This is a genomic window from Ideonella sp. A 288 (genome assembly GCF_002198735.1).
In the GTDB taxonomy this organism is placed as follows: domain Bacteria; phylum Pseudomonadota; class Gammaproteobacteria; order Burkholderiales; family Burkholderiaceae_C; genus Pseudaquabacterium.
Genome location: NZ_MWLO01000123.1, coordinates 199,730 through 216,009 on the forward strand (window position 1 = coordinate 199,730; position 16,280 = coordinate 216,009).

Consider the following 16,280-nt stretch of genomic DNA (forward strand, 5'->3'; position numbering starts at 1 on the left):
GGCCCCTGCACCCATGCTGGACACGCTCGCGGTCATCGCACCGATCTTCCTCGTCATCGGCCTGGGCTTCTGCGCCGTGCGGTGGGGCTGGTTCGCCGCCGCCGGGCTGCCGGCGCTCGGCGGCTTCGTCATCCGCTTCAGCCTGCCGGCGCTGCTGTTCAATGCGCTGGCCCGCCGATCGTTCGCCGAGGTGATGAACCCGAACTACCTCGCGGCCTATGCGGCCGGTTCATTGTTGGCCATGGGGGCCGGGCTGGCCTGGGCGCTGGGTTGGAAGCGGCTGCCCCTGCCCGCGGCCGCCATTGCCTCGATGGGCATGTGCTGCGCGAACACCGCCTTCGTCGGTTTCCCGGTGGCCTTGCAGGTGGTCGGCCCCGAGGCATCGGTGGCTCTGGCCCTGTCGATGATGGTCGAGAACCTGCTGATGATCCCGCTGTGCCTGGCGCTGGCCGACACCGGCAGCGGGCACGACGGCGGGGGCGGGCGCCGCTTCTGGTCCGCCTTTGGCAAGGCCCTGGCCGGGCTGCCGCGCAACCCGATCATCGTGGCCATCGCGGTGGGCTTCATGTTCGCCATGCTGCAGTGGCGCCTGCCCGCGCCGGTGGCCCGGACGGTGGACATGCTCGCCGCGGCGTCGGCGGCCGCGGCGCTGTTTTACGTGGGCGGCATGCTGGCGGGCCTGTCCTTGCGCTCGATGGCGGCCGACGCGGCCGCCGTGAGCGTCGGCAAGCTGGTGCTGCACCCGCTGGCCACGGCGGGGGCGCTGTGGACCTTCGGGCCGGTGAGTCCCGGCCTGGCCACGGCCGCCGTGCTGATGGCCGGCGCGCCGATGCTCGGCGTCTACGCGATCTTCGGCCAGAAGCACGGCCAGCAGCATGCCTGCGCGGCCCGCATGCTGGTGGCCACGACCGCCAGCTTCGTCACCCTCGCGCTGCTGATCGGTCTGTTGCGCCAGGCGGCGCCGGCCGGCTGAGCGCGGGCGCGGACAAGGCGCCGCCTGCGCTCAGGCGGAGAGCAGGCTGTTCAGTTCGAAGGCGGTGTCGGCCACCTGTTCGGGCGTCGGTGTCACGCCCGCATCCAGCAGCTTGCGCGCCTGCAGGTGGTCCTTCGGCGAGTTCACCGAATCGACCGCGACGAGCTTGCCGCGGCGATAGTGGTAGACGGAGAAGGGCCCTTCGTCGAGCCGCCCGCGCAGCGCCCAGTGGTCGGCACCGGTGGACAGACCGGCCATCTGCAGCTTGCGGTCGTACTGGTCCGACCAGAACCACGGCGTCGCGGTGAAGGGGCGCGGCTGGCCCAGCAAGGCGGCTGCGGCCGACTTGCCCTGTTCGGTGGCGTTCTGCACCGATTCCAGCCGCAGCAGCGACCCGTCGTCCAGCCGGCGCGCGGTGCAGTCGCCGGCGGCCACGATGGCCGGATCGTCGGTGCGCCCGCAGGCATCGACGACGATGCCGCGGTCACACGCCAGTCCCGCCTGGCGCGCCAATTCATCGTTGGCGGTGACGCCCACCCCGAGCACGACCAGCCCGGCCGGCAGACAACGGCCGCCGACCAGCCGAACGGCGTTGACCTCGCCCCGGGCATCGGCCTCGATCGCCTCGATGCGGGCGTCCAGCACCAGTGCCACACCATGGTCGGCGTGCAGGCGGGCATACCAGTCGCTCAACATCGGTGCCAGCACCCGGCCCAGCAAGCGAGGGGCCGCTTCCAGCACGGTGACGGCACAGCCCTTCTTGCGGGCCGTGGCCGCGACCTCGAGCCCGATGAAGCCGCCGCCGATCACCACCACGGGCAGTTCGTGCGCCAGGCAATGCGCCAGGCGTTCGGCCATGGCGGATGCGTCGTCGCGGTTGCGCAGGGCCAGCACGCCCGCGGCATCGCCGCCCGGCAGGGCCAGGCGTCTGGGCGTCGCCCCGGTGGCCAGCACCAGCCCCGTGTACGGCAGCGTGCTGCCATCCCGCAGCCTGACCGTGCGTGCCTTGCGGTCGATGCCCTCCACATGGCAACCGGTTCGCAGCGTGATCGATTTGCGGGCCAGCATCTCGGGGGCGCGCATCACCAGTTGCGCCGCATCCATGTCGCCGGCCAGCCACGCCTTCGACAGCGGCGGGCGGTGGTACGGGCCATGCGGTTCTTCGCCGACGATCGTCAGGTCGCCGGTGTAGCCGCCGGCCCGCAAGGCTTCAGCGGCCTGCACGCCGGCCTGGCCTGCGCCGACGATGACGATGTGCGGGGTGGCGGGCAGGGCGCTGTGTGTCATTCCTGGGTCTCGGGCAGCGTGACGGCCAGGCCCTCCAGGGCCGGGCCGGCTTTCAGTTGGCACGACAGGCGGCTGTTGGGTCGGCGCTCCGCCGCCACGTTGTCCAGCATGCCCAGTTCGCCCTCGGTCGGCGGGGGCAGGTCGGCCAGCCGGTCTTCCTGCACGTAGCAGTGGCAGGTGGCGCAGGCGCAGGAGCCGCCGCACTCGCCCACGATGCCGTCCACGCCGTTGGCGATGGCCGCCTGCATCAGACTCCACCCGTCGGTGACGTCGACCGTGACGCGTTGGCCCGAAGGCTCGATGTAGGTGATGTGGGCCATGGCGGTCAGTGGACGGAGAGTTCGAGCCGCAGCGGGCTGCGGAAGGTGGACGACGGCATCCACGCCAGTTGCTGTTCGGCGCGATGGTACTCGGGCACCACCCGGTGGAACTCGTCGAAGGCCAGCTTCACCGACAGCCGGGCGATGGCCGTGCCCAGGCAGGCGTGAACGCCGCCGCCGAAGCCGAGATGCCCGCGGGGTTTGCGGCCGATGTCGTAGACGTCCGGGTTCGGGTACTGGCGTTCGTCGCGGTTGCCCGAGCCGTAAGCCAGGCAGACGAAGTCGCCGGCGCGCATGGTCTGGCCGTGCAGGGTCACGTCGCGCTGCAGGCAGCGCCGGAAGCGCTGAGCCGAGGTGTTGAAGCGCAGCGACTCTTCCACCGCATCCACCAGCAGTGCCGGGTTGGCGACACATTGGCGTCGCGCATCGGCCTGCTCGGCCATGTTGACCGCAAACATGGCCATGAAGCCGCCCAGCGACTCGATGCCCGCCATGATCAGCGTGGTGGTGGTCAGCAGCACCTCGCGCTCGTCGAGCCGGTCGCCGTCGATCTCGGCCATGCTGAAGTGCGAGATCAGGTCGTTCAGCGGCCGCGCGCGGCGCTCGGCGATCACGCCAGCGGCGTAGTCCTGCATCCACTGGTAGGCCGCAATGTGCTCCGGCCCCTTGGCGCGAGTGACCGGATCGCTCTGCACCATCAGCACGGCCTGGTCGCGCACCTTCTGCTCATCGCCGAGCGGCAGCCCCAGGGCGGCGAACAACACCCGCACCGTGAACTTGGACGAGAACTCGGTGATGAAATCGAAGCGCTCGCGGCCCTGCAGGGCCTGCGCGGTGGTGCGGGCGATGTCGCGGATGGGCTCGGTCAGGCTCTCGAGGTTGCGCTTCATGAACGCATGCTGGATGAGCCCGCGCAGGCGGTCGTGCCGCGGGGGGTCGGTGGTGCCCAGGGTGGCCCCCGCGCGATTCGGCAACTCGGTCATCAGGTTGCCCTTGGCCGACGAGTAAGTCTGCCAGTCCTGCCCCGCGCCGACGATGTCGGCGTAGCGCGAGAGGATCCACATCTGCGCCTCCTCGCTCCAGAAGCAGGGATGCTCGTCGCGCAGCACGCGGTAAAAGGGGAAGGGGTCGGCGTCGACGGCCGGTGAGTAGGGATCGAAGCGGAACATCGGTGGTCTCCTGGGGTGGCGCGGTCTGTGTCGACCCTGTGTGCCGGACTCTAAGGGTCACCTCCGGCTTTGGCAGTGGACAAAATGCCCCGAGAACTTGCACTTTTCGGGAAGAATCGGGCATGCCCAAGCACAGCACACCGGGCCGCAGATCCGCCAGGTCCGCCACGGCCAGCCCTGCCACGATCCCGGCATTCGGCCTCTACGGCGAGGCCGTGGCCGCCGCCGGCGACACCTTGCATGTCGAAAGCCTGCAATCGCGCAGCCGCCTGTACCGCTGGGAGATCGAGGCCCACGTGCACCAAGGCCTGCACCAGGTGCTGTGGCTGCGCTCGGGCTCGGCAGCGGTGACGCTGGACACCGACCGCCAAGCGTGCAGCGGCCCGGCGCTCATAGCCATTCCACCGGGTGTCGTCCATGCCTACCGCTTTGAGCCCGACAGCGAGGGCATGGTCCTCACACTGAGCCCGCGCGCGATGCTCGAGGGCGGCCAGGACCTCATCGGCGGTGCGCTGCGCAGCCTGTTCGCATCACCGCGCGTGGTGCCGCTGTCCGCCGAGGAGGCCCGGCGCATCGACGGCCTGTTCGAACCGCTGGCGCAGGAGTTTGCGTCGCCGGGTTCGGCCGGTTCGCCGGTGGCCCTGTGGCTGGCCCGGGCGCTGGTGTGGAGACTTGCACAAACCACGGCCCAGCACGACCAGGCAAACGGTGCCGTCGGCCGCGGACAGCAACTGCTGTTCACGCGCTTCCTGGAACTCGTCGAGGCGCATTACGCCGAGCACTGGCCGATGGCCCGCTATGCCAGCCGCCTGGGCCTGACACCCGAGCGCCTGAACCGCCTGGCGAGGGCCGAATCGGCGCGAAGCGCGCTCGATCTGGTGCACGACCGCGTGGCCCGCGAGGCCTGCCGACGGCTGGTCTACATCGCCGCGCCCATCTCCCAGGTGGCCTTCGAACTGGGCTACGACGACCCGGCCTACTTCTGCCGGTTCTTCAAGCGCAGGCTCGGCGTCAGCCCGCGGGAGTTCCGCCTACAGGCCGGGGCCTCGAGCGTCTGAGGATTCATCGGCCGCCTGCAGTGCCGGCTTCACCGCCGCTTCGACCTGGCGGCGCAGCCACAGGTGCATCGCGTCGTCCTGGTGCCGCACGTGCCAGATCAGGTACATGGGCATGCGCGGGCAGGGCACGGGCACGGGCACCGCGGCCAGGCCGCGCATCAGGCCGGCGCGCAGCAGGCTGGGGGCCGTGGCCAGCAGGTCACTGCCGCGCAGGAAGGGCGGCACGCCGGCGAACCCGGGCACGCTGGCCACCATGCGGCGGTGGATGCCCCGCGAGGCCAGCACCTGGTCGAGGTCGAGTTGGCGGCGCGGCTCGTAGACCACGGTCACGTGATCGGCGGACAGGTAGGCGGCGCGGTCGCGCGGCGGGTCGCGCCGGGACGCGTCGTAGAACACCAGGTAGCGATCGTCGAACAGGCGCTTGTGTTTCAGGTCGGCCGCCTCCGGCGGGCGCGGCGAGATGACCAGCTGGCAATGGCCGTCGCGAAGCATCTCGGGCGTGGGGGCACCTGACGGGATCACGCGCAGGGTGAGCCCCGGTGCCTGCTGCCGCGCGCGCTGGAGCACCAATGGCAGCAGCAGGTCGCGTTGCAGGTCGTTGGCGGCGATGGTCACCGACATCGACAGGGTGCCCGGGTCGAAGCCGCCGGTGGTGGCGAACGCCCGCATGTCGTCCAGCAGCAGGCGTGCACGCTGCGCCAGCGCCTCGGCCCGAGCGGTGGCCACGATGCCGCGGCCGGAGCGCACGAACAGCGGGTCGCCGACGATGACGCGCAGCTTGTCCAGCAGGTGACTGACGGCCGACTGCGTGACACCGAGCCGGTGCGCCGCGCGGGTGACCGACTGCTCCTCGTAAACCGCCAGCAGCAGTTGCAGTAGGCGCCCGTCCAAGTCTGAATGATCGAATCGGCTCATGTGACAAATCAGTGGATGGGGCTTTTTCTGAATCATGCACCACTGAACAATCCACGTCACACCCCAGCGGCAGCACTGAAGGAGAGCCAGATGCGACCGACCCAGGACCGACCCAGGATCCCCGGCACGACCATCTTCGACGGCGTGCAGGCCCGCAAGGGCTACGCGCTGAACAAGATGTGTTATTCGTTCAACGAAGCCCGCAACCGCGACGCCTTCCTCGCCGATGAGGACGCCTACTGCGCCAGGTTCGGCCTGAACGCGCAGCAGCGCGACGCGATCCGGCAACGCAACGTGCTGCAGCTGATCGCGGCCGGAGGCAACGCCTACTACCTGGCGAAGTTCGCCGGCATCTTCCACCTCGACATGCAGGACATCGGTGCGCAGCAGACCGGCATGACGAAGGACGAGTTCAAGGCCAAGCTGCTGGCCGCCCGCGGCTGAACCCCTCGCTGGAAGGAACACCCCACATGGCCAGGATCATCGGTGGTATCACCACCTCGCACGTGCCCGCCATCGGCGGCGCGATCGCCAAGGGTCTGCAGAACGACCCCTACTGGAAGCCCTTCTTCGACGGCTTCATCCCCATCCGGCACTGGCTGTCGGAAACCCGGCCCGACGTGGTGGTCGTGCTGTACAACGACCACGGCCTGAACTTCTTCCTCGACAAGATGCCCACCTTCGCGGTGGGCGCGGCACCGCAGTACACCAATGCCGACGAGGGCTGGGGCATCCCGACGGTGCCGCCGTTCACCGGCGACACCGAGCTGTCATGGCACCTGATCGAATCGCTGGTGGCCGACGAGTTCGATCTGACCACCTGCCAGGAGATGACGGTCGACCATGCGTTCACGCTGCCCATGGCCCTGCTGTGGCCCGATCAGGCCTGGCCGGTGAAGGTGGTGCCGGTGTGCATCAACACCGTGCAGGCGCCGCTGCCGAGCGCGAAGCGCTGCCACCGTCTGGGTGAGGCGATCGGTCGTGCAGTGTCCCGCTGGGCGGGCGACGAGAAGGTGCTGGTGCTCGGCACCGGGGGCCTGTCTCACCAGCTCGACGGCGAGCGCGCCGGCTTCATCAACAAGGACTTCGACCTGAAGTTCATGGACAGCATGGTGAGCGACCCGACCTGGGCCACGCAATTCGACACCTACCAATTGGTGGAGCAGGCCGGCACCCAGGGCGTGGAGCTGCTGATGTGGCTGGCCACGCGCGGCGCGCTCGGCCCCAGCGTGCGCGCACTGCACAGCAACTACCACATCCCGATATCGAACACGGCCTCCGGCCTGATGCTGCTGGAGCCCGTCTGATCGGCCAGCCTCACACCCGCACCGTGCGGGTGTCGGGCACATTGCTGTACAGGGCGATCACATCGCCGTTGCGGCGCCTCAGCACCGCGCCCTGGTTGATGTAGCCCTTGTCGGTGATCTCGCCGGCATCGGCACTGGGCGGCTCATCGAGCACCCGGGCGCGCGTCGGCGCCTGCGACGAGCCGCCGCCTTCCTGCCGCATCGCGACCAGCGCCTCGCGCACGCGCTCGCCCAGGGCCTGCGTCGACAGCTCGCGTGCGGCGGGGCTGGGGAAGACCAGCAAACCCACCTCCTCGCGGTCGTGGCCGGTGACCACCACGTCGGCAGCCAGCGGCGTCAGCGCGGTCACCGCGCGCACGCGCAGCGTGCCCACCGACACCCAGGTGCCGCTCATCAGCTTGAAGTCCTCGGCCACCCGGCCGTCGAAGGCCACGCCGCGTTCGGGCCGCTGCGGATCGACCAGCCGTCCCGCATCACCGATCAGGTAGTAGCCTTCGTCGTCGAAGGCCTTGGCGGTGAGCTCCGGCGCATTGCGATAACCCGGAAAGACGTTGGGGCCACGCACCCGCAGCTCCAGCTTGCCGGCATTGGGCACGAACTTCAGGTCGACCCCCGGCAGCGGGCCGCCGATGCAGCCGGCGCGTTCGATCTGCCAGTAGACGGACGTCAGGGCAGGGGAGGTCTCGGTCGATCCCCAGGCCGAGGTGAACCACACCGGGCGTTGCCGGACACGCCGAGCCACCCCTTCGAGCCGCTCCCACAGGCTTTGCGGCAGCGCCGCGCCGGCATAGAACAGGCCCTCCAGGCGATCGAAGAAGTCGCGCGCGAACCTCTCGTCCTGCTCCAGGTAGGGCAGCAGCATGTCGAATCCGCGGGGCACGTTGAAATGGAAGTTCGGCTTGACCTCGCGGAGGTTGTGCACCGTCTTCTCGATCAGCCCGGGGGCGGGCCGTCCCTCGTCCACATACAAGGTGCCACCATGAGCCAGCACCATGTTGAAGTTGTGGTTCCCGCCGAACGTGTGGCTCCAGGGCAGCCACTCGAGCAGCGTGAGCCGGTGGCGATTGAGGAAGGGCCACACCTGCGAGATCTGCTGCTGGTTGGCCGTCAGCATGCGGTGCGTGTTGATCACGGCCTTGGGCAGCCCGGTGGAGCCACTGGTCAACAGGTACTTCGCGTGGTCGTCGGGCCGCACCCGGTGGTACACGTCCAGGACGGCCGGCGTTTCGTCGGCCTCGAGCAGGTCGGTGAAGGCCACGGCGCCCGCCTGCGCCTGTGCGCCGGCACTGAACACCCGTGGTGTCGAGCCAGCCCAGGTCGACATCGCCGGGCCATAGACCGCCGAATCGGCCGCGTACACGAGCGCCGGCTCGAGAGCGTCCAACATGCCGTGGACCTTGGTGTAGTCCTTGGTCAGACGGCAATAGGCGCTGGAGATGGTGCACACCGGCCGCCCGACGTGCATGCTGCCCAGCAGCAGCAGCGCATGATCGACCGAGTTGTCGCTGAGCACGACCACCGGGCGCCCCGGCGGCAGGCGCATGTCCAGCAGCGATTGCGCGATCCGCCCCACCAGGCGACGCGTCTCTCGGTAGGTCAGGCGGCGCCAGGCACCGCTCGCATCGCGCTCGGCAATGAAATCCAGGTCCGGTGTCGTCACCGCCCAGTGTTCGAGCCAGGCGCCGACGCATCGGGCGTAGGGCTGGAGCGGCTCTGGGTGGCGCAGGACGAATGCGCCTTCCGGGCGATCCTCGCGCACGGCGGCAGGTGGCGCCAGTGCGGCGGCGTCGCTGAACAAATGCTGGCTCATCGGACGGTCTCCTAGTGCGGCCTTCGTGGAGGCCGTTCACCAGCGATTCTGCGCGAGCCGTTCGCGCGGTCCGAGGATAACCGGCGCCCGTAGGGCGCCCAGTGTCACTTCTTGGTCAGTTCGGCCTCTGCGTCCTTGCAGGTCGGCGAGCACACGAACTGGGCCTTGCCCAGCAGGCGGCGGGACTTCAAGGCGCTGCGGGGCCTGTGCTTGCCGCACAGGAAGCACGACATGGTGGCTGCGCCAAATGCCCCGGCGGCCGTGAAGGGCGAGCCGGGGGTCTTGCTGCGGTAACGCAGTCCGTCGGCATCGATCGCTGTCTTGGTGTCGGCTTTGGCCATGGGGAGGTGCGCGGTATCCAGGTTGGGCTCAATTATGCAACAATCGACAGTAGTTAACATAATATACATTGTCACGCTTATGGCAGCAGTCAGCAGGTGCGGCGGAGCGCGGACCATGGCGGCGGTTAACATCTTCGAAAGACGGCCGGAAGCCCACGAACCCATGTCCGAGAAGCGCAAGGTGCTGCTGGTCGATGACCACGAACTGGTCCGTGTCGGCGTCAAGACGATGTACGCCGAGATCCGCGACGTGCCCATCGAGTGGATCGAGGCCTCGACGCTCCAGGAAGCCATCGCCGCCTATGCCGCACAGCCCGACATCGATGCCGTGCTGCTCGACCTGAACCTCGCCGACTGCAAGGGCCTGCAGGGCCTGCGACATTTCCTGTTGGCCCACCCCAAGGCACGCGTCGCGGTGTTCAGTGGCACGCAGGACGAGTTCGTCGTTCGCCAGGCTCGGGCCCTCGGTGCCTCGGGCTATGTTGGCAAGAGCACGATGATGTCCGAGATGCGCGACACCTTGACGGCCCTGCTGTGGCCCGGTGGCGCCAGCGAGACGCGCGCGCCGTCGTCGGTGTCCAGCAAACTGTTCCCACGCTTTCCGTCGTCGGCGATGTACGACCGCGTCGCCGAACTCGGTCCCAGGCACCTCGAGATCCTGGAACTCGTTCTGTCTGGTTGCACCAACCAGGAGATCAGTTCGTCAACCGGCCTGTCGCTGGGCACGATCAAGAACTACGTGTCGTCGTTGCTGCTGGCCCTCGACGTCCGCTCGCGATCGCACCTCATCAGCCTGTTCCGATGACCGAGCCGGACGGTCCGGCACCGCCAGGGCCTGCGGCCGCTGCGGTCGCGCCGACCGTTTACGTCGCAGTCGGTGGGCCTGATCAGCCGCCTGAGCCCGGCAGCGAGAACGAGTTACGCCAGGCCGACCGCCGCGCCGTGATGTCGCGACTTCGCGAAGCCGCGTTGCGTGCGGCACTCGCGAACATGTCCCTGTGGGGTCTCGTGATCGCCGCATCATCTCTGCTGGTGGCCAGCGCCATGCCGTTTGGCGTGACCAGCGCAGCGTGGACCCTGACCTGCGTCTTCCTCGGCGCGATGGCGTGGCAGATGCCGGCACGTCTCGGGCGGCAAAGGCCAACAGACAAGCGCCAGGACCAGCTTTACCGGTGGCTGGTGGCGCTCGTCGTGATCAGCAGCGCCTGCATGGCCGCCGGCCCCTGGATGGCGCCGCCGGAGGCGCCCGCGGTGTTGCTGGGCGGCGCGGCGTTCGTGCTGGTGGGCGCCGCCGCCGTGGCACCGGTGCGCGGGTTGGATCTCCTGCTTTGTGGCGTGCCGGCCTCCACCGCCCTGGCCACCTGGGTTGCGGGCAACGACCCCGCGTTCGACCATGCTTTGGCGGCGCACGCCTTGATGGCGCTGGCCGTGCTGGTCGTGGCCCGCCAGCGGAACAGGGCCTGGCGACAGAACACCAAGGCACTGATCGAGCAAGGTGACCGCATCCGCACACTCGAAGCCGAACGCGACGCTGCGGCGCGTGCGGACGTGGAGAAGAGTCGCTTCCTGGCCATTGCCAGCCATGACTTGAGGCAGCCGGTCCATGCGCTCGCGCTGTTCACGGCCACCCTGCACAAGCGGATGAAGAGTTCGCCCGATGAGCCACTCGTGCGAAACATGGTGCGCGCCATCGACGGACTCGAGCGCTCGTTCAATGCCCTGCTGGACATTTCGCGCATGGACGCTGGCAGCGTCGCGCCCGCGTTACAGACCTTCAGCCTGCGGGACACCTTCCGTCGCCTGCACATGCACTATGCAGGACAGGCCGAACTGGCCGGGCTGGGACTGCGCTTCTCGCCAGGTGGCAAATCGGTGCACAGCGATCCGCAGATGCTGGAGCGCATCCTCGGCAACCTGATCCAGAACGCCATCAAGTACACCGAACGGGGCGGCATTGTTGTGGTGGCCCGCACTACGGCCAATGCCGTGAACGTGGAAGTCTGGGACACCGGCGCCGGCATCGCAGCCGAGGAACTGCCGCGCATCTTCGACGAGTTCTATCAGATCGGGCGCGGCGAACGAGACCGTGCACATGGTTTGGGCATGGGCCTGGCCATCGTGAAGCGCCTGGTCCGCCTGCTGGGGCACCGACTGACCGTGGCATCGCGCGTCGGCCGGGGCACCATGTTCCGTGTCGGCATCCCGATCGGCGGACTGCCCGAGCTCCAGGATGCCCTGGCGCCAGCCGACACCGTGCCGATGCAGATCAGCCGGCCGCAAATGGTGATGGTGATCGACGACGAGGAGCCCATCCGGGAGGGCTTGCGAGGCCTGCTGCAAGAATGGGGCTATCAGGTCATGACTGCCGCCTCGGCCGCCCAGGCCGAACAGGTGACCCAGGCCCTGGAAGGTCGGGTCGACCTGGTTCTGTCCGACCTGCACCTCGGCGATGGCGCCGACGGACTCGAGGCGATCGACGGCGTGCGCCGGATGTGTCGCCACGAGGTGCCGGCCATCCTGATCACTGGCGACACGGCCCATGCGGAGATCCGCCGCATCGCCTCCAGCGGCCACATGGTGATGTTCAAGCCAGTGCAGCCGCGCCGTCTTTACGACGCGCTGCGCAACCTCTTGGGCTGACCATCCACCATTGGCGGGACGGCACACCGGCCCTCGACGGCCCGGCGCAGTGACATCCCCCGGTCGACGGATGCGCCTCGGCCCTGACCGCGCCAAAGTGACTTTAGACCACTGCGCGGCATCGATCGGGCTCCTAGAGTTCGATTCCAGCACCTCCCGGCTTGATACGGCATTTTCATTTCACCCATGCTCGACACCGAGTCCCTGCTAGTTCCCCTGTCGGATGACGCCCCCAGCGGCAGCGATCTGGAGTACGACCCGGTGTTCCTGCAACTGGAGCAGGCCGGCGCGGGCAAGCCCGAACAGCAGTTTGGTGACAAGGTCATCCCGGCCGAAGCCCCCGATTGGCGCACGGTACGCGAGCACGCGCTCGATCTCGCCTCACGGACACGTGACCTCCGTGTGGCCGTCTGGTTGGCCCGCAGCGGTGCCCGCCTCGAAGGCGTGTCGGGTGCAGTCGGCGGTCTGAAGCTGTTGCACGGCCTGCTGTCACGCCGTTGGGCGGACGTCCATCCCCAACTCGACGAGTCGGACGGCAATGATCCGACGATGCGGGTCAACGCGCTCGCGCCGCTGGCGGCGACCAACGCCTTTCTGGCCGATCTGCGCAGCGCCGCCCTCACCTCCACCCGCGGCAGCATCGTGGTCCGCGACATCGAACTCGGTCTCGGGTTGGCCGAAGCTGCTGGTGACGAATCGGTGCCCAGCGAGGCCGGCGTGCTCGACGCCCTGCGGCAAGCGCTTGGGCAGGACACCACGCTGGCCGGCATGCTGCAAGGCGCCATCGAGGCGGCCAAGGGCATTTCACAGATCCTCGAAGAACAACTGGTGCCGGGCACCGGGCCCGACCTCGCTCCCTTGCTCAGCCTGACGCGCGCGCTCGACCAGGCGCGGCAACGGGCCACGGGCGCAGATGACGCGTCCGCGGCAGGTGCCGGCGCATCGGCAAATGCCGCCACGGGCGGCACCAGCGCGCCGGGCAGCATCAACTCCCGGGACGACGTCATCCGCACGATCGATCGCCTGTGCGAGTGGATCGAGCGCAACGAACCCAGCAATCCGGCTCCGTTGCTGCTGCGGCGGTCGCAGCGGTTGATGAGCATGAGCTTCCTCGATATCGTCAGAGACCTGATGCCCGAGGGCGTCGACCAGATCGAGCGGCTCGCCGGCACCGACGGCCGATCGAGTTGATCCGCGCCGACAGACCGTACAACCCACCAGCAGAGGTAAGCCATGGCAACCAGCAGCCAGAAGTTCATCGCCCGCAATCGTGCACCGCGTGTACAGATCGAGTACGACGTCGAGCTTTACGGCGCCGAGAAGAAGGTTCAGCTGCCCTTCATCATGGGTGTGTTGTCCGACCTGTCCGGCAAGCCTTCCGAGCCCCTGCCTCCCGTGGCTGAGCGCAAGTTCGCGGAGATCGATGTCGACAACTTCGATTCGCGCATGAAGTCCATGAAGCCGCGGGTGGCGTTCCAGGTGCCGAACACACTCACTGGCCAGGGCAACATCGCCGTCGACATCACCTTCGAGAGCATGGACGACTTCTCGCCGGCCGCCGTGGCCGCCAAGGTCGACGGCCTGAAGCAGATGCTCGAGGCACGCCAGCAACTGGCCAATCTGATCACCTACATGGACGGCAAGACCGGTGCCGAGGAACTGATCTCCAAGGTCATCAAGGACGAGGCGCTGCTGAAGTCCCTGGCCGCCGCGCGAAAGCCGGAAGGCGAAGGCGCCTGATCCCCGTGACCCCGAATCGAACCGCATCCCCGGAGATCCACCATGGCTGAAACTTCCGCATCGCAACTGTCGAGCCTGCAGGGCGTCACCTTCGAAGGTGGCGAATTCGCCTCGCTGCTGAACAAAGAATTCAAGCCGAAGACGGACGAGGCCAAGTCGGCGGTCGAGAACGCCGTGCTGACCCTGGCGCAGCAGGCCTTGTCGCAGACCAATCTGGTCGGCAGCGACGTGCTGGCCTCCATCGAGGCCATGATCGCCGAGATTGACAAGAAGCTGTCGCAACAGGTCAACGCGATCCTCCACCACCAGGACTTCCAGCAACTCGAAAGCGCCTGGCGCGGCCTGCACTACCTCGTCAACAACACCGAAACCGACGAGATGCTGAAGATCCGCGTGATGAACATCAGCAAGAACGAGGTCGCCAAGACGCTGAAGCGCTACAAGGGCACCTCGTGGGACCAGAGCCCGTTGTTCAAGCGCGTCTACGAAGAGGAATTCGGCCAGTTTGGTGGCGAGCCCTACGGCTGTCTCGTCGGCGACTATTACTTCGACCAGAGCCCGCCGGATGTCGAGATGCTGGGCGAGATGGCCAAGGTCAGCGCCGCGGCGCTCACGCCTTTCATCTCGGCCGCCAGCCCCACGCTGATGGGCATGGGCTCGTGGCAGGAACTGGCCAACCCGCGCGACCTGACCAAGATCTTCGGCACGCCCGAGTACGCCGCCTGGCGCTCGCTCCGCGAGTCGGACGACGCCCGCTACATCGGCCTGGCCATGCCGCGGTTCCTGTCCCGCCTGCCCTACGGCGCGAAGACCAGCCCGGTCGAGGAATTCAACTTCGAGGAAGAAACCGCGGGCGGCGACCACAGCAAGTACACCTGGTCGAATGCCGCCTACGCGATGGCCGTCAACATCAACCGGTCGTTCAAGCTGTATGGCTGGTGCTCGCGCATCCGCGGCATCGAATCGGGCGGCGCAGTCGAGGGCCTGCCCACCCACACATTCCCCAGCGATGACGGTGGCGTGGACATGAAGTGCCCCACCGAGATCGCCATCAGCGATCGGCGCGAGGCCGAACTGGCCAAGAACGGCTTCATGCCGCTGGTGCACAAGAAGAACAGCGACTTCGCTGCCTTCATCGGCGCCCAGTCGCTGCAGAAGCCGGCCGAGTACGACGATCCGGACGCCACTGCCAATGCCAACCTGTCCGCCCGCCTGCCTTACCTGTTCGCATGTTGTCGCTTCGCGCACTACCTGAAGTGCATCGTCCGCGACAAGGTCGGCTCGTTCAAGGAACGCACCGACATGGAGAAGTGGCTCAACAACTGGATCATGAATTACGTCGATGGCGATCCAGCCAACTCATCCGAGGTCACGAAGGCTCAAAAGCCGCTGGCCGCTGCAGAAGTCGTTGTCGAGGAGGTGGCCGGCAATCCCGGGTACTACACCTCGAAGTTTTTCCTCCGCCCGCACTATCAGCTCGAAGGGCTGACGGTGTCGCTGAGGCTCGTGTCGAAGCTGCCCTCGCAGAAGCAGCAGTAACCTGACTTTCCTGTTTCAACAGTTGCCCGCACCGGGCTCAAGGAGTGATTCATCATGGCAACCGATACCCATATCAAGTTCGATGGCGTCGACGGCGAGGCAACCCACGCCGACCACAAGGGCGAAATCGAGATCCTGTCCTGGACCTGGGGCGTTTCCAACGTCAACGCAGGCGGCACGTCCGGTGGCGGCTCGGGCAAGGGCAAGGCAACCCCCAACGACTTCAACTTCCTGCACACCTACGACAAGGCCTCTCCCATCCTGGCCAAGAAGTGCGCCCAGGGCGTGCACTTCCCGTCCGTGGTGCTGACGGCCCGCAAGTCCGGCGAAGGCCAGAAGGACTTCCTGAAGATCACCCTGAAGGAAGTGTTCATCACGTCGGTGCAGCCCAGTGGCTCATCGCAGGGCGACATCGTCGAAAGCGTGTCCATGTCCTATGCGTCGGTCGACTTCGCCTACAAGGCGCAGGACGACAAGGGCGCACTCGGCGGCGACGTGAAGTTCGGCTGGAACGTCAAGACCACCACGATCACCTGATCGACGCATCGGCCCTGCCCTGCCCGGCGACGGTCGCGCCACCCGGTGCGGTCGCTGCTGTGGCGGGATGCAGGTGGCGTGACAAGCTACAACCAGGGCAGGTGCCATGCCAACACTGATGGATCCACTGGCCGTCGCCGGAGCCGGCGAGACGGCAGACGTTTACCTCTACGTCAAGACCAAGCGGGCGGGCGTCGTCAAGGGCGAGAGCCAGACGCCCAACCACATCGACGAGATCGCGCTCCACGGCTGGCGTTGGGGAGTCAGCGCCAGTTCTGCCATTGGCCACACCTCGGCGACCTCCCGGCGTTCCTACACCGGATTGACCGTTCACAAGCGCATCGATCAGGCGACCACCCCGTTGCTCGCGGCACTGGCCACGAACGACGAGGTCACCGAGGCGCGACTCAGCATGCGTCGGGCTGGCGGCGAACAGGACATCTACTTCACGATCGTCCTCAAGGGTGCCCGTGTGTCCGCGGTCGAGCACGACGTCGAGCCATCCGGACAGGTCAAGGAGACGGTCACGCTGATGTTCACCAAGGTGGAAGTCGAGTACCGTCCGCAGAAGACCACCGGCCTGCGCGGTGGCAGCATGACCTTCACGGATGAGTTGACCACCAACACCTGATGCCGAGGCCCTG

Annotated in this window: 17 protein-coding genes; 11 read left to right on the forward strand and 6 right to left on the reverse strand. The window is 67.6% G+C overall.

The genetic code is table 11. The annotated features are described in order from the left end of the window. The first annotated feature begins 13 nt into the window (after positions 1-13). Positions 14-973: an AEC family transporter gene (locus EOINJALH_RS14905; RefSeq protein WP_088281329.1), complete on the forward strand. Its 960-nt coding sequence runs from the start codon at positions 14-16 to the stop codon at positions 971-973. A gap of 30 nt (positions 974-1,003) precedes the next feature. Here EOINJALH_RS14905 and EOINJALH_RS14910 read toward each other — a convergent pair whose 3' ends face one another. Genes EOINJALH_RS14910 through EOINJALH_RS14920 form a run of 3 tightly spaced genes read right to left on the reverse strand, consistent with a single transcriptional unit; the run spans position 1,004 to position 3,749 of the window. Further along, positions 1,004-2,260, reverse strand: a complete 1,257-nt coding sequence (locus EOINJALH_RS14910) for an NAD(P)/FAD-dependent oxidoreductase (RefSeq protein ID WP_088281331.1) — start codon at positions 2,258-2,260, stop codon at positions 1,004-1,006. Then, positions 2,257-2,580 carry a 2Fe-2S iron-sulfur cluster-binding protein gene (locus EOINJALH_RS14915; protein ID WP_088281333.1) on the reverse strand — a complete coding sequence of 108 codons (324 nt, stop codon included), beginning with the start codon at positions 2,578-2,580 and terminating at the stop codon, positions 2,257-2,259. The genes EOINJALH_RS14910 and EOINJALH_RS14915 overlap by 4 nt, the downstream gene beginning before the upstream one ends. 5 nt (positions 2,581-2,585) lie before the next feature. Next, positions 2,586-3,749, reverse strand: a complete 1,164-nt coding sequence (locus EOINJALH_RS14920; RefSeq protein ID WP_088281335.1) for a cytochrome P450 — start codon at positions 3,747-3,749, stop codon at positions 2,586-2,588. Positions 3,750-3,871: 122 nt separating this feature from the next. Between EOINJALH_RS14920 and EOINJALH_RS14925 the strand changes: the two genes are divergently transcribed. After that, positions 3,872-4,807: a helix-turn-helix domain-containing protein gene (locus tag EOINJALH_RS14925; RefSeq protein WP_088281337.1), complete on the forward strand. Its 936-nt coding sequence runs from the start codon at positions 3,872-3,874 to the stop codon at positions 4,805-4,807. On the opposite strand, the gene EOINJALH_RS14930 is transcribed toward EOINJALH_RS14925, so the two are convergent. After that, on the reverse strand, positions 4,781-5,698 hold the full coding sequence (locus EOINJALH_RS14930; RefSeq protein WP_310732309.1) for a LysR family transcriptional regulator: 918 nt from the start codon (positions 5,696-5,698) through the stop codon (positions 4,781-4,783). The genes EOINJALH_RS14925 and EOINJALH_RS14930 overlap by 27 nt on opposite strands. A gap of 114 nt (positions 5,699-5,812) precedes the next feature. Between EOINJALH_RS14930 and EOINJALH_RS14935 the strand changes: the two genes are divergently transcribed. Together EOINJALH_RS14935 and EOINJALH_RS14940 are read left to right on the forward strand one after the other, a co-directional pair. Further along, positions 5,813-6,166, forward strand: coding sequence for a protocatechuate 4,5-dioxygenase subunit alpha (locus tag EOINJALH_RS14935; RefSeq protein WP_088281341.1), 354 nt, complete (start codon positions 5,813-5,815; stop codon positions 6,164-6,166). 26 nt (positions 6,167-6,192) lie between these two features. After that, positions 6,193-7,029, forward strand: a complete 837-nt coding sequence (locus EOINJALH_RS14940) for a class III extradiol dioxygenase family protein (protein ID WP_088281343.1) — start codon at positions 6,193-6,195, stop codon at positions 7,027-7,029. Between the two features lie 10 nt (positions 7,030-7,039). Here the strand turns inward: EOINJALH_RS14940 and EOINJALH_RS14945 are convergent, their stop codons facing one another. Beyond that, positions 7,040-8,839: a feruloyl-CoA synthase gene (locus EOINJALH_RS14945; protein WP_088281345.1), complete on the reverse strand. Its 1,800-nt coding sequence runs from the start codon at positions 8,837-8,839 to the stop codon at positions 7,040-7,042. A 104-nt stretch (positions 8,840-8,943) separates the two neighbouring features. Next, positions 8,944-9,180 (reverse strand): hypothetical protein, encoded by a 237-nt coding sequence (locus EOINJALH_RS14950; protein WP_088281347.1) that lies wholly within the window; start codon positions 9,178-9,180, stop codon positions 8,944-8,946. Between the two features lie 163 nt (positions 9,181-9,343). Here EOINJALH_RS14950 and EOINJALH_RS14955 point away from each other — a divergent pair, with 163 nt between their 5' ends. The 7 genes from EOINJALH_RS14955 to EOINJALH_RS14985 all read left to right on the forward strand — a co-directional run bounded on the left by EOINJALH_RS14955 (position 9,344) and on the right by EOINJALH_RS14985 (position 16,267). Further along, positions 9,344-9,985 carry a response regulator transcription factor gene (locus EOINJALH_RS14955; RefSeq protein WP_088281349.1) on the forward strand — a complete coding sequence of 214 codons (642 nt, stop codon included), beginning with the start codon at positions 9,344-9,346 and terminating at the stop codon, positions 9,983-9,985. After that, positions 9,982-11,820, forward strand: coding sequence for a hybrid sensor histidine kinase/response regulator (locus EOINJALH_RS14960; protein WP_088281351.1), 1,839 nt, complete (start codon positions 9,982-9,984; stop codon positions 11,818-11,820). Before EOINJALH_RS14955 ends, EOINJALH_RS14960 begins: the two co-directional genes overlap by 4 nt. A gap of 186 nt (positions 11,821-12,006) precedes the next feature. Then, a complete protein-coding gene (gene tssA, locus EOINJALH_RS14965; protein ID WP_088281353.1) occupies positions 12,007-13,011 on the forward strand; it encodes a type VI secretion system protein TssA in 1,005 nt (334 codons plus the stop codon). A 42-nt stretch (positions 13,012-13,053) separates the two neighbouring features. Next, on the forward strand, positions 13,054-13,560 hold the full coding sequence (gene tssB, locus EOINJALH_RS14970; protein ID WP_088281355.1) for a type VI secretion system contractile sheath small subunit: 507 nt from the start codon (positions 13,054-13,056) through the stop codon (positions 13,558-13,560). Between the two features lie 42 nt (positions 13,561-13,602). Continuing rightward, positions 13,603-15,099 (forward strand): type VI secretion system contractile sheath large subunit, encoded by a 1,497-nt coding sequence (tssC, locus tag EOINJALH_RS14975; protein WP_088281357.1) that lies wholly within the window; start codon positions 13,603-13,605, stop codon positions 15,097-15,099. Positions 15,100-15,153: 54 nt separating this feature from the next. Then, entirely contained in the window at positions 15,154-15,636 is a 483-nt protein-coding gene (locus tag EOINJALH_RS14980) for a type VI secretion system tube protein Hcp (protein WP_088281359.1), read from the forward strand. A gap of 106 nt (positions 15,637-15,742) precedes the next feature. Further along, complete coding sequence (locus tag EOINJALH_RS14985; RefSeq protein ID WP_088281361.1) at positions 15,743-16,267, forward strand: type VI secretion system tube protein Hcp; 525 nt, start codon at positions 15,743-15,745, stop codon at positions 16,265-16,267. Positions 16,268-16,280: the final 13 nt, after the last annotated feature.